Source organism: Pedobacter sp. SG908 (assembly GCF_011759615.1).
Taxonomy (GTDB): Bacteria; Bacteroidota; Bacteroidia; order Sphingobacteriales; family Sphingobacteriaceae; genus Pedobacter; species Pedobacter riviphilus.
Window position 1 is genome coordinate 306356 of the sequence record NZ_JAAOYY010000002.1, and the last position, 13934, is coordinate 320289.

Annotated in this window: 5 protein-coding genes; all 5 read right to left on the bottom strand. The window is 38.1% G+C overall.

Going from position 1 to position 13934, the window contains the following annotated elements:
* Positions 1-562: 562 nt before the first annotated feature.
* Positions 563-2044, bottom strand: a complete 1482-nt coding sequence (locus FHT21_RS16290; RefSeq protein WP_167295833.1) for a RagB/SusD family nutrient uptake outer membrane protein — start codon at positions 2042-2044, stop codon at positions 563-565.
* 24 nt (positions 2045-2068) lie between these two features.
* Positions 2069-5209 (bottom strand): TonB-dependent receptor, encoded by a 3141-nt coding sequence (locus FHT21_RS16295; protein WP_167295834.1) that lies wholly within the window; start codon positions 5207-5209, stop codon positions 2069-2071.
* 1172 nt (positions 5210-6381) lie between these two features.
* Positions 6382-7872 (bottom strand): SusD/RagB family nutrient-binding outer membrane lipoprotein, encoded by a 1491-nt coding sequence (locus FHT21_RS16305; protein WP_167295836.1) that lies wholly within the window; start codon positions 7870-7872, stop codon positions 6382-6384.
* 17 nt (positions 7873-7889) lie between these two features.
* On the bottom strand, positions 7890-11045 hold the full coding sequence (locus FHT21_RS16310; protein WP_167295837.1) for a SusC/RagA family TonB-linked outer membrane protein: 3156 nt from the start codon (positions 11043-11045) through the stop codon (positions 7890-7892).
* A 372-nt stretch (positions 11046-11417) separates the two neighbouring features.
* The gene (locus FHT21_RS16315) at positions 11418-13916 is read right to left on the bottom strand and encodes a M14 family metallopeptidase (protein ID WP_167295838.1); all 2499 of its coding nucleotides are present in this window, start codon (positions 13914-13916) and stop codon (positions 11418-11420) included.
* Between the last annotated feature and the right edge of the window lie 18 nt (positions 13917-13934).

Genomic DNA, 13934 nt, shown 5'->3' on the forward strand with positions numbered 1-13934 from the left:
GAAAGCTAAGTAACTGGGTTCTTCTCCAGCTTTCAGATGGTAATATTAGAAACCCACAGTTGTTTTCTCGTCCGTTGAAAAACTTTTTTTGTCAATATATGAGGACTAGACATTAATTGAATGGATTAGGATATTACTTAATTTAGCTTTAGCAAAATCAACATTATTTTTCGATCATAAGTCCGAAAAGAATAATAAATTCCCAATGGATAGAAATTTTTAACCAGTTTCATCATCTCTTTTTGCAGAATTTGCCATACGCAGCCATATGACAACTTTTAAGAAATCTTCTATGAAAAGTTTAGGTTTTTTAAATAATTACCCAATATATGACGAGTGTCTGTAATGCATTTTACATCAAATATTTATTCACCAGAACAAAGCATCCGTAAGACAAATCAGCTTCATTTAGACAGAAAGCATGTTAGTTTAAGATAATATATATTCAAAGGATAAAATATGTTATCGTTATCTACAGCTGAAGTGTTCTTTCAATTTTAGTATAAAAAAAGAGGCTATCCTTTTAAGATAGCCTCTTTTTATACTTTCAAAGGATTAAAATCTATAATGGATTTTGATCAGCACTGGTTAAGCTCTTGTTATTGTCCATTTCTGTTTGTGGAATCTGCCACCTCCAGCGGTTATCCGTTGCAGGTATATTTAACAAGCTCCATTGGATACCATTGCGGACTAAACCTCTTTGGTAGCGTTTCAAGTCAAAATACTCAACACCCATCTCAGCGTATAATTCTTTTCTTCGCTCCACCAGAATCTCATTAATCAACGCATCTTTACTTGCAGCGGTAGAACGAACAGCATTAGGATCTCTTTGTTTCTGTAATACAAAAAGCACATCTTTTGCAGGCTCTAATAAACCTTGCTGTGCATCACCCTCAGCTTCGATCAAATACATCTCAGCGGCACGCATCATTACAAAATCACCTGTTTGGGTTGCATTATCCTGAAATTTGTAGGTTACAAATTTTTTCCAGGTTAAGGCGCTTGATTGCCCAGGAGCAGCCAAAAAAGTATTTCTAATATCTGAAGCTGTGAATAAACTGACAAAAGTATTGTTGATATATAAATCATTATACCTTGCTTTGAAAGAAGTATTTGGCGTATTTAAAGGTTCAATATAACCAAAGAAAGAGGCATAAGATAATGACTGTGAAGCGTTAAATTGCAAGCCCCACATCCACTCTGTATTAGAAACAGTATTAAAACCAGATTTATAATCGGCAGCACTCATTAAAGTAAAACCGGTTCTGGCTGCTTGTGCATTAGCAACTGCTTTAGCCCATAAAGAAGCATCGGCCATTCCCATTTCCTGGTAAACCTCTGCCAAAATACCCTGAGCTACACTTTTATTAATGCGGTATTTATCAACACGTGTTGTTGTTAATGTTGCGGTTGCATACTCTAAATCAGATATCACCTGTGCATAAACATCTTTCATAGAAGAACGGGGCTTACCTGTTGTTGTAGCTGTTGTCGGCTCCAACATAATAGGTACACCTGCTGCATTTACATCTTTAGCATAAGTAAACTGGTATACTCTTGCCAGCTGAAAGTAAGCCCAACCCCTTAAGGCTCTGGCTTCTGCAACAAAAGCATTTTTTACTGCATCAGATTCTGGCAACTTGTTAATGTTTGTTACAATAGCATTGGCATTGTTAATCACTTTATAACAAAGGTTCCAGATTTGCGTATTACGTCCTGCAGTAGCAATTCTACCATAGCCATTATCAGTCCAGTTATTCTCGTATAACCACCAATTACTTGCATCAGAGATCATATCATTACCTCTCATGTCAAAGTTTAACTGTACTGTTTTCCAACCCCACATATTTTGCTGGGTACCTTGATAATTACGCATCAGGTAATAAATACCTGTCATAGCGTTATCAACGCCAACTTTAGAATTAAACACCAATACATCCGAAACGCTACCATCAGCTGGCTGAGGCTCGTTAAGATAATCTTTAGTGCATGATGAAAGTGCTATAGCACTTAAACTGATCAATAAATATTTCTTTAAATTCATAATAATCTTTTTTAAATAGCCCTACTAAAATCCGAAATTGATACCAAATGATAAGGTTTTGTAAACAACAGATGTGTTATTGGTAACACCTGCAATACCTTGCTCAGGATCTAAACCTTTTCGCCCGAATATGGTGAACGGGTTTTGGTAATCAGCAAAAATTCTGGCATTTGCAAATTTGATTTTCTCTAACCAACGTTGTGGGAAACGGTACCCTAAAGTAATGTTACGAATACGCCCATAACTTGCATCATATAAGAACCTGGTTGAAGCTGAAGTTGACTGATCATCAGTTGTACCGGTTAAGCGTGGAGTTACGCCATCACCAGGGTTACTTGCGCTTTGCCATCTATTTAAAATATCAACACTCCAGTTATAACCTGGGTTTGTACCAATAGCTGCATGCATCAAGCCAGCATAGTCAGAATCATAAATTTTCCCGCCAAAACTGAAAGATGCTAATACATTCAGATCAAAATTTTTGTAGCTAAATGTGTTGTTAATACCTCCTGTAGCATTTGGCAATGCTGTTCCTTTATAGTAACGTGTTGCCGCGCTATAGGTTTTAGTAGTTGTTTGCGTAACATTACCATTAGCATCCGTTTGATCTAAATACCACATTGGGCGGCCATCAGTAGGATCAACACCAGCATAATCCCTTAGGTAGAAATTATATAAAGATTCTCCTACAGAAAGCTGAGAGAAGTTACTTCCTGTGATTGTAGGTTGAGGAAGAGCTGTAATTTTATTTCTGATATGGGTAAAGTTGATCGAAGTAGACCATTGGAAATCTTTACCTGCAAAATTTTTAGTGGTTAATTCAATCTCGATACCTTTGTTAGATAATTGACCAATGTTATCGTTAACACCATTTAAACCGCTTGAAGGTGCCAATGGTCTGTTAAACAATAATCCTTTAGATTTTTTATTGAAATAAGTGAATGATCCTGAAATTCTATTGTTCAAAATACTGTAATCAATACCTAAATCTAAGTCAGTTTGTTTTTCCCAGGTAAGTACATCATTTGCAGCACTTAAAATGTAAGAACCGCTGTATCCAGCAATGTTTGCTCCACCAGTGTAAACGCCTAAATAAGGAAAATAATTCTGCCCACCGGAGCTGTTTAATAGCGCTTGGTTACCCGTTGTACCATAACTTGCCCTTAATTTTAAATCGTTAATTGCTTTAACATCGGAAAGAAAAACTTCACGATTAATATTCCAGGAAGCACCAACTGAATAGAATGTTGCCCAACGAACGTTCTCTGCGAAACGGCTATTTCCATCACCGCGCACCGAACCTGTTACATGATATTTATCTTTATAATCGTAACTTGCTCTACCGAAGAAACTAGTCTGTCTGTTTAAATAGGTATTTGAACTCGCGGTATATGGTGTTGCACCATAAGATAGTTCTGTTGTACCTGGGAACGTAAAACCCCTAGCTTCTGCATCAGTATAATTATCTTTGTATTTGTAAACTTCCCAACCGCCTAATAAATTAACATGATGAACACCAAATGTCTTATCATAAGTAGCGGTATTTGTTAAAGTTTGTGTGATTGTTGCTTCCCTATATTTTTCACTTCTACCACCATAAGCAGCACCATCACCTACAAATGGATTGTAATATTGGTCGAATGCATATTGATAGTAATCTAAAGCATATTGAGAACGGATAGTTAAACCATCAATTACCTTAGCTTCGGCATAACCGTTAAGTGAGGTTAAATAACGGTCATAAGTAGTTGGGTTCATCGATGTGGTAGCGGCAGGGTTACCGGGTCTTAACACCGGACGAAGCAAAGGACCATTGTTACCAAAGTCATACTGTTTATTACCGTTGGCATCCAAAATAGGTTGACCTGTTGTTGGAGCCAAAATATATTCCGGATAAATACTAGATACGGTACGGATCCAAGAAATTACGTTTGAGTAACCAGAACCTGCCTGATTAGGATAGTTTTGGGTAGAGAAAGATCCGCTTACGTTAGCACCAACTTTTAGCCAGTTAGTCATCTGATTATCCAATTTAACACGACCGCTATATCTTTTAAATTTAGATTCGTTTGCCAAACCTTCATCTGTTAAATAGCCACCACCAATATAATAACGTGTTTTATCAGATGCACCCGAAACTGATCCATTAATATCGGTTCTTTTACCGGTCCTTAATAAAGCATCAGCCCAGTCTTGGTTCCATAAAGCATTGGCTCCTGAAACCAATTTACCATCCTGGCCAATTGGCTGAGCGATGTTATATGGGTTATAAACAAGCGTAGGCACTACGGTTTTACTTGCGTAGTCTGCTGCCGATGTAGAACCGGAAGAAGTAACCAATGTTGGAGTAATTAACGCTTGATTACGAAGGCCTTCCCAAGTAGCTTCATAAAGTCCTTGAGAACCTAAATATTCATAATCCTTAACTGCTCTGTTAGAAAAACCACTATTAATACTTAAATCAACTTTTGGTTTACCATTTCCTGATTTTGAAGTAATAAATAAAACACCTGCAGCTGCTCTTGATCCGTATAACGATGTTGAGGTTGCATCTTTACCAATTGTGATACTTTCAATATCGTTAGGATTGATATTGTTTAGGTTACCGCCGAAGATTGCACCATCCAAAACAATTAAAGGATCTGCTGAAGCATTTGCTGAAGCAATACCACGTACACGGATAGTTGGGTTAGCCCCAGGTTGGCCAGTGCTGTTAACCGCAATTACACCGCTTGCCTGTCCTTGTAAAACATTGCCGATACTGCTTACCAGTTGATCTTTAATCTGCGTATTACCAACGGTTGCTGCTGTCCCAGTAAAGTTTTGTCTTTTTACTGTACCATAAGCCGTTACCACAACATCCTGAAGTGACTTGCTGTCAGCAACTAATGCCACATTGATTACGCCAGCAATAGATAAAGTCTGCTTGCTGTAACCGATATAAGAAAATTCTATTGTTTTTGTTGAGGCCGGAACACTTAATGTGTATTTTCCATCAACGTTTGTTTGAGTAACAGTACCTGTGCCACTCGCTTTTACACTTACTCCTGGAAGAGGCAAACCATCTTCTTTTGAAGTCACTGTACCTGAGACTGTTCGGTTTTGAGCCATTGCAGAAGATGCAATCAACAAAAACACGAACAAACTTTGTAGAAGTTTTTTCATGAAATTTAAGTTAGTTGTTTGATTAAATAGTTAAGGGGACTAATTTAGAAAAATTATTATCTCGTATTTTAAATATTACAAAAGAATATGTTTTTGAGAAAAACAAAATGACATTAAAATTAGATAACGCGTCCTTATAAGACATTTGGCAATGCTAAGTAAATCATACGCTTAAACCATTAGCTTATTAATTGGTAGAGCGAAAGCACTCGTAATACAAAGTCTTCTTTTTACACATACCAATTGCATAGGCAAGGTTACTTAGTTCAAATGACAATCAATTTAATGAGGTTAAAGTAAATAATTAACGTGAGTTTGGGATAAAGAAATAGATAAAAACAAGAGCAAAGGGTATGATTTTTCATATACAAACATCTGACAATCAATCTATTAAAAACAACAATCAGCCCTGTATTCAGAGATAAAATTATAGAAATTCCTGTACAAGTTGATGATTTCTGCAAAGAAATAACGCCTGCTCTTTAAAAACAGCTAATCCAGGACCGTTCTCTGGGAAAGCGCAAGCGAAAGACTGGACTATGCAACAGTGAAATGATTACCCTGATGGTTGCCTTCCACTATGGCAGTTCAGCAACTTGTAGTCGTTCTATGTCCATTTTGCGCAACCGCACCTGGAGGATATGTTCCAGAGCTGGTATCCTATTACAGGTTTGTCAAGCTTCAGCCAAAGTCAGCAGTACTGTTCATGTTGTTTGTCAAGATGAACTGTTTGGGAAAGTGCAGGGCATTGAACTCCATTGATTTCACGCACCCGAAAGTATGCCATAACCACAGGATACATCCGCACCAGGTATTTAAGGACAGCGCAAAACGTGGGTAATGCTCCATTTGCTGGTTCTATGGATTCAGGCTCCGCACCTTATCATCAAGACAAAGAGAAGATACTATCGTTCTATCTTACTATCTTACAAAAGGAAAGCTAACGCTCGCGGCTTAAACCGAACTCACGTTAAATATGCGGAAACATTCTCAAATTATGACAATTTATCAAAATTATAGACATTTTCAAGCTAAAAGCTTGGAAAACACATCTCTTGTTTATTACTGACTTATCTTACGGGGTACATTGCCTAAGAGTAATAAAATATATACCCATAAAAAAGAGCGGCAGGTATTCTGCCGCTCTTCATAAATATAGCTTTTACCGTATATTATGGTCTATCCCACCACACACGTGTACTTAAGGCATCAGGACCTTGAGCAGCCACCGCAGCATCATAATTTGTTTTGTTTAGATCACTTTCAGTCTTAGGATAAGCTTGTCTTCTCGGGATCTGCTTATCTGCATTTGCAGCGTCGCGAGCTGGCACCAAAACAGGATAACCTGTTCTTCTCCATTCTGCCCAAGCCTCATAACCATTGTTCATATAGAAATTTAACCATTTTTGGGTTTGGATTTTCTCCAGCTTTTGATTATGGGTTAATGCAGCTGTTAATAAAACATTAGGTTGTGCTTCGTAAGCTATTTTCTGCGCAGAAGTAATTGAAACAACAGGATTAGTAGAAACTGCAGACCATTGATCCATAGAAGCATCTATACCTTTAATATACCAATTGATCATTTCTACATCGCCACCAGGAATCCAGCCTTCTAGAGCAGCTTCGGAAAGCGTAAAGCACATCTGTGAATAAGTTGTTAGTTGTAAAGGAAAGGTCTGAGCATAAATTGCTCTTCCTAATAGAGCCCCATCAACTCCGGCAGTATATTGGTCGGTAACACCATATGGAATACCTTTATAAACAGCTGGAGAACCAATTGTTCTAGAGAAAACAGGTAAGCGTGGATCTGCATTAACCACCATGTTTTTGTCAACCACAGTTTGCGACACACCATAGTCGATACGGCCGTTTCTTACATAATTTGTATACCAAGGACTTTCATACGTTGAGTTAGCCTGATAAGCAAAAATGGCATTATCCGCATTAGAAGTCATCAAGCCTGCTGCCACTGCCTCTGCGAATGCCACCTTAGCGGTCGCAACATCTTCAGTCTTCATCATTCTTAAAGCGATAATCGCCCTTAATGAATTTGCCCATTTTTTCCATTTGGTGATATCACCGCCAAATAGCGGGTCATTAGGCTGTGACGTTGTTATTTGCAAGGGAGCTTCTTTCAGTTCCTTCAAAAGGTCATTATAAATGAATTTCTGCGTATCAAATTTAGGCTGCGTATTTAATAATCCCAATCCAGATTCCGTGTAAGGAACATTACCCCATCTATCGGTAATTTGAAGCATTAAAAAAGCTTTCAAAATCCTAGCAAAACCGATCTGATTGGCATTGCTACCATTATCGGTAACTTCTTTAGTTGCTTTTGTAGCAGGATCTGTATTCAATTTAATAATACGTTGTAAATCCTGCAGCGGACCTGAATAAATTCCATCATAAGAATATTGGATCTGAGAATATCTCGACTCGTTGGTATAGATAAACTCGGCCATATGCTGTACATAAAGTAGGCCAGCGGCACCGTTCGGAACACCTCTTGTACCTAAAACCGCACTTGAGAACAAAAATTTTGTACTTGGAGAAAGCGGCGTATTAGGATTTGTATTTAAATCTCCGAAATCTTTTTTACAAGCAGATAACGTGCTTGCACCCATGGCCATCAATAGTATATATTTTTTAAATTGATTTTTCATTTTTCCTATCCTTAAAATTACAATGAAAATTTAACATTAAAACCAACCGTTCTGGTTCCTGGAAGCTGAGCAGTATCAATCCACGAAGATTGTAACTCTGTTGGGTCGATACCCTTCACTTTACTGTAGATCAACCATAAGTTCTGCCCAATAACTGATACATCAATTCTTTGGAACGGCAATTTTTTGAATAAAGTTTTAGGAAGGCTATAAGTTAGGGAAACCTCTCTTAGTTTAACATAAGAAGCGTCGTAGATCCAGTTTTCGAAAACGTTCTGAAGTCTTGTTTCATAAAGCTCTCTGGCATCAACATATACTGTATTCGGTAATCCAGTAGTTGCATTAACACCCTCTAACCTGATACCACCACCTTTTGATGGATCATCCCTTTTTGGAAAACCTTTATCGTTTAATCCAGCTGTTTCTTCAGATAAACCGGAGCCAGCAGTGATCATTTTAGTTAAAGAAAGTAATTTACCACCTTTTTGGAAATCTAATGATCCCGCCAAAGTAAACTGTTTATAAGTAAATGAAGTTGCGAAACCTCCGGTAAATTTTGGAAGGATACTACCCAATGGCATATTGTCCTGTAATACATAGAACCCATCGTCATCAATCAATTTGTTTCCATTGGCATCTTTAACAATTCCTTGTCCATTGATAAAACCTGAAGCTTGTCCAACTTTAGCATTCAATGAAGCAAAAGGAGATCCGACGAATCCGAAAGATCCTGCAGAGCCATCAATACCGCCTAGGATGTTATCAACACCAGGAGCTAAAGCAATAACTTTGTTTTTGTTGATACCTAAGTTAAAATCAGCATTCCAGGTAAAGTCTTTGCTTCTGATCGGTGTACCACCCAAGGTAATCTCATAACCATAGTTTTTGATATTACCTGCATTGATTGTACGTTGTGTATAACCAGAAGAACCAGGAGTAGTTACATTAATGATCTGATCCTTGGTCTGTCTGCTATAAAAGTTGAAATCGGCTCTTAAACGATCTTTGAAAAACCTCAATTCGGTACCAATCTCATAAGCCGTTGATAAAGCTGGTTTCAGCTCTGGATTTGGAATTAAGTTAGATACTGTTTGAGATGGATAAACTACGCTTGATTTAGTATAGTTTGTTGCTGCTAAAGGAAAGGTCTCAGCTAAAGCATAAGCACCTACATCTGTACCAACACGCGCAACCGATGCACGTAACTTACCAAATGATAATGCTTTGAAATCTTTGGTAAATTCTGAGAAGATGAATGAACCTGCAGCACCACCATACCAATAAGAATTATTAGCAACAGGTAAAGTTGAAGTGATATCATTACGTAAGTTTAAATCCAAGAATAAATAATTCTTATAACCCAATGTTGTATAAGCATATAAACTGTTTACTTTTCTACGGCTGAAAGAGTTAGTAGCCGATTTTTCGTTAAGGGAGTTAGATACGTTATATACATTAGGAACAATAAATCCACCCACCGTGCCAGTGGCAACATTATTATTATCCTGGGTCATTAACTCGCCATATACCGCTGCTTTTAAAGAGAAAGAACCAAATTCTTTATCATAAGCAAGGTTCGCTAAGTAATTGGTCTCAGAAAATTTTGTAGAGGCACTATTGAATGCTGGAGTATTTAAAGTAAATGATGCAGTTCTACCGTCAGAATTGATATTCGTAACGTTAGTTCTTGCAATTACCGAAGCCTTTAAACCCGAACCAATATCATAGGTTGCGCTCGCACTTCCGTAAATTCTTTGGATAAAACTTTCAGATAAGTTCTTATAAACTTCTACATAAGGGTTATCCCAGAATTTTGGAGTTAAGTTATCGGGACCAGAGATATTCCATGTGGTAAAAGTACCATCAGGGCGCTGGTATCTTTGTAATTTCTCCATTTCGATATCTCTATGAAACCACTGGTTAAATGAACCTGCAGTTTGGGTACCGTATCCTTCACGTGGAATGTTGAATCTCTTCTCATAAACGTAGTTGAAGTTACCAGTAACCGATAACCTATTACTCAAATTAGTTGTATTGTTGAATACGATCCAGTTCTTTTGTTGCTTAGAGTTTGGAGAAACACCACTACGGGTTAAGTTCGTGAACGAGAAACGCGTTGTTGAGTTTTCGCCTGCTTTAGACAAGGCAACAGAAGTATTATTTGCAACACCTGTTTCGTAAAAATTTTTAACATTGTCTGGCTGAGCTACCCAAGGTTTGGTTTTGCCATATTCCGGGTCAGTTGGATCGAAAGCATACCAAGGTGCATACGGTTGGCCATCGAATTTAGGTCCCCAGCTCTCATCGATAGAGAAATCATAATATCTAGCACCGTTTAGTACCGCGTTTGCGCTACCTGCCGGAGCAGTATAGGTTAGCCAGGTTTGACCGTTACCACCACCATACTCATTTTGGTATTTAGGCAAGATATAAACATTTTCGAAAGTAGTAGAGTGATTCACGTCTACACCAACTCCTGATTTTTTAGATGCTTTTTTTGTTGTGATAACAACCGCACCTTCAGAACCACGTTGTCCATAAAGTGCGGTTGCACCCGGACCCTTTAGTACGTTCAATGTCTCAATATCATCAGGATTTACACCGTCAGGATTGGTAATTACTCCATCAACTACATAAATAGGATTACCACCATTTAAAGTGTTAATACCACGGATACGAATAGTAGATGTCCCGAACTTAGCTCCAGAACCGCCGCTGATCTGAGTACCCGCTATCTTACCTGCAATGGCCGTGTTAACGTCTGCAATCTTAGTAGGACTGATTTTTTCTGCGGTTAACTGTTGTTGCGCAGTACCGATAGAGCGCTCTGATCTTTTAACACCTAACGCCGAAGTAACTGTCACCTCACTTAGGGTAGTCGCATCTGGGGCTAGCACAACATTGATTGAATTTGAAGATAGAGATACTGTTTGGGCTACATAGCCCAGATAAGTAAAGGTTAGTCCTGTTGCAGTACCAGAAACTCTTATTGAGTACTTGCCGTCTGCACCAGTTACAGTACCGCCTTGCGCGCCTTTTACTTTAACACTTACTCCCGGAAGAGGTTTTTTATCGTCCGAAGCAGTAACTGTTCCTGTGATTGTTCGATCTTGAGCCATTGCCGTCACAGCAACAAACATCAATATGAACAAACTTTGTAGAAGTTTTTTCATAATTATGAAATAGGTTAGTTAATGATTAATGATTGGCCTAATTTAGCTTTTGAAAATCAGGATAGAAAATTTTTTTAACATTTTTTAACAAAAGCATATCTTTTAAAGACTAAACACCTGTTTTTCAGTTGCTTACAATAATGTTAAATTTTGTTTATAAATTATAAAATGTTAATACAAATTAATTAATAGGTGATTTTCATCCTTTTCAACCATTAATTTCACCCTTTAAATTAGAGTTTTAGGAACTTAAACACAATTTTTTGGTCAACTACTCTAATAAAATCTACAAAAATTGATCTAATTGAATATATTTTTATTCCCTTAATAATTTAGAAATCAAAAGGTACACAAGATATAAATTTCAAGCTTTTAATACCCGCAAAAAATGACATTCCCGAATAAGGTTTTTCCGCTTTCCCAGAAGTTTCTAAACAAGGGGTCGTTAGCCAAATAAACTACTTTGCCTCGCCCGAAATCTTGTACCCCGATAAGGAGTCCGGTTTTAAGGTCTTCTCTTGCTTTTTTGCCAACTACACCAGCCATTAAGCTTTTTTCGTTAATTAAACCCACGTTCCAGCCTTTAACAAAAGGCTCATAAACCTTGCGGTCTGTTTTTAAACTGTAGTAGGTTTTACCCAAGCCGTAAGAAAACGGGTGACTAGCATCGAGGTTGATCCGATAAATTGCACCTGGTATGGTCGTTTCGAAATCGTCTCTGTCCTTATCCTTGAAAAGAAGTTTGTTCGCTTCAGGCTTTTCGTCCTTTTTTACAACCGCTTCCTTCTTTTTAATATCAAATCCTTTTTTCTCGAATACACTTTCGATTGCATCTTCCATCAAAATCAATCTTCCTCCTTTATTTAACCAGGCCGTTAAACCATCACCTATAAAAGGGCTATAACTTCCATCTGGCAAAACCAAGGTGTTTACTTTATTAATATCCAGGCTATTCAGATCTTTAGCATTAATAATGATTGGCGAAAGATTTAAATCGTGCTCAAGAAAAAACCAAGCTTCGCCAAAAGCGAGAGAAGAAACCTCCATGCCAGATACAATGGCAATTTTGGGCTGTTTTAACAATGGATAAACATTAGAACCAAAATCTTTCCCTTTTTCTACAAAACCACTGCTAACGGCTTGAATCGGCCTGTTCAAGGTTTTGGTAATCGATGCAAGCTTATCTTTCACCCCCCTTATCAGCCTTTCGTTTTCTGCCCTTAACACAATTAAGGTTCCAGCAGGATAATCTTTACCATTTACAGCAAATGGCTGATCGGCCTGTCTAACTTTTATATTTTCCTTTTGCAACGCCGTTAAAACCTGAATATCTTCGCTCGTTCCCCAGCTAAACAACCAGGCTAAGGGTTTCTCCACCTCGTTATTGATTATTTTTGGTTCCTCAATCGCTGAATATTTCCCTTTTATACTTTCTTTACTGGCATAAGCCTTTAATCCGTACACATAGGGAAGGGCCCAGGCGGTAATATCATAAGTGTTAGAATCGGTTACAAGGGTTTGGGGCTCTAATAAAACGTTGGCCAAAACTGCTCTTGGTTGCTGAATATTAACAATTAAATCGTTACGGGCGATGCTAAAATTTTCTTCCTTTTGGGTATCATAATCGTACCCTCTTCCGGTTTTATCGCTACCAAAGGCAAATTCGATTTTATTTTTAGTTAGCAGTTCGGCCAATTTTTTTAAGCGGGATAAATTAGTCGCTTTTATGATATAACTTTTATAAACGCCCGGACTATTGGCTAATTCCTGCTGGAAATATTTTTTATATTCCTCTAATAATTTATTATGGTTTAAAGAGGTTACTTCAAGGGTCGACATCCCCGTTGTAAAGTGGTGTGCTATCCGGTCTTTTAGGGTTAGCGTATCACCGTCATTGGTTACCACAGATAATCCAGCCCTGATTCCGCCCTGTTCATAGGTCATGCCGATTGATCCATTATATAAAGGATAAGTATCGCCATAGGAGGGGTATAGCAAATCGAAACGCTCTTTGGTAAAGTACTGCCAGCCTTCTGCATCAAAATATTTGGCATTGTTCTTACCTACCACCACCTGGAAGCTTTTTTGCCAAGGTGTAATATCTTGGTGAACCGGCTCTGCCGCCGGTGCGAAATAGTAAGGCTCATTATAACTTTGCTCATGAAAATCGACATGCACCTGAGGCATCCATTGGTTGTATAGCGCTAACCTTTGCTGACTTTCAATTTGGGTTTGCCAGGCCCAATCGCGGTTTAAGTCGAAATAATAATGATTTGGTCTACCGCCTGGCCATGGCTCGATGTGTTCTCTTGACAAGGGATCAGAATTTGGTGTTTTTCCCACCACACTATTAAAATAATTCACATAACGGTCTCTTCCATCGGGGTTTAAACAAGGGTCAATCACCACCACTGTATTTTTTAACCAATCTGTTGCAGGTTTATTATTGCCCGAAACTAAGGTATAAAGCATCTTCATGGAAGTTTCAGTAGAATTTGCCTCATTACCATGCACATTATAACTTAACCAAAGTATAGCAGGTTGATTTGTTAAATCGACACTATTATTATTCGTGCCCGCTGCCAAAACTAAATTGTTATTCCTAATCTGTTCCAGTCTATTTATATTTTCTGCAGAAGAAACAACTGCCACCATCAGCGGCCTGCCTTCATTGGTTTTACCATATTCTATCAGCTTCATGTTTTTAGCAGAAGCTATAGCAGTTTGTCTAAAATAATCGGCTACTTTATGGTGCGGGGTAAAGTGCGAACCCAGCTGGTACCCCAAAAACTCATCGGGAGATTTTAGCTGTGCTTGTACAAACAGAACAGTACTAAGGGAGATTAGGCAGAACGTTAAGAGTCTTTTCATAGGGGAAAAAATTTACCT